This window comes from Acidovorax sp. HMWF018, assembly GCF_003061035.1.
In the GTDB taxonomy this organism is placed as follows: domain Bacteria; phylum Pseudomonadota; class Gammaproteobacteria; order Burkholderiales; family Burkholderiaceae_C; genus Acidovorax; species Acidovorax delafieldii.
Map to the genome: position 1 here is coordinate 1,549 of NZ_QAIM01000212.1, position 1,075 is coordinate 2,623.

Here is a 1,075-nt window from a genome sequence, read left to right on the forward strand (position 1 = left end):
TCTTTCAGGATGTTCAGCGCCACGGCAATGGCCGCCACCGGATCCAGCCACAACCACCCGGTCAGAGCAGCGCCCGCAATGCCCACCAGCACACCGGCCGAGGTCCATACGTCGGTGACCAGGTGGCGTGCATCGGCCTCCAGCGCGATGGAGCGGTGCTCGCGCGCCGAGCGGAACATCACCCAGGCCAGCAGCCCGTTCAGGGCCGAGCTGAGCACCGACAGTCCCAGGCCCCAGCCCACCTGCTCGATGGGTTGTGGGTCAAACAAGCGGTGCCCGGCCGCCCACAGAATGCCCGCCGACACGCCCATGATGAGGATGCCCTCAAAGCCCGAGGAAAAGTATTCGGCCTTGTGGTGGCCGTAGGGGTGGTCGTCATCGGCTGGCCGTGCCGCCACCGTCACCATGGCCAGCGCAAACATGGCGCTGGCCAGATTCACAAACGACTCCATCGCGTCAGACAACAGACCCACCGAGCCCGTGACCACCCAGGCCAGCGTCTTGAGCGCAATGGTGACCACCGCCACGGCCACCGAGGCCCACAGCAGGTTGCGGGGTGAAAGCCAGGGGTGGGATGCGGGAGAAGATGCTGACATGGCGGGTGGGCGAAGGAGCGGAAACAGGCGAGTCTGAAATTACACCAGAGCCACCTTAAGAACCTGTTCAGAATCTGAGCGCCGTTTAACAGCAGGCCCCAGCTAAGAGCCTGTTCAACGTCTTTTTGGAGTCGCACAACGCCCTTTCTGGGATGGGATGCAAGGCGCGGGGCGCAGTGGATAGCCCCGCTATCCACAAGCGACGCAACGCCGCAGACCGCCCGGCAAGGCACTTGCCCGAAGGGTTGGAGTGAAACCGGGCCGATGAACTCGGAGTTTTGGCGCCCCGGCTGCTTGCATGGGCACGAGCCCATGCGGCGCATCCGAAGCATCCACTCCTCCCGATTGCACTCCAATGCGATCTCCAAAAAGACGTTGAACAGGCCCTAAGGCTACGCTGAACAAGCCCTCGAAATTTCCCGCGCGAACGCGGAAGACGCCATTTTTTGGATTTTGTGGCCTCTTGCGCCGCCCATTTG

The 1,075-nt window shown here is 63.0% G+C and carries 1 protein-coding gene; it reads right to left on the reverse strand.

All coding sequences use genetic code 11. The features are described 5' to 3' along the window. Positions 1-596 (reverse strand): cation diffusion facilitator family transporter (locus tag DBR23_RS07685; protein ID WP_369882095.1); only part of this gene is annotated, 596 nt, incomplete at its 3' end. Positions 597-1,075: the final 479 nt, after the last annotated feature.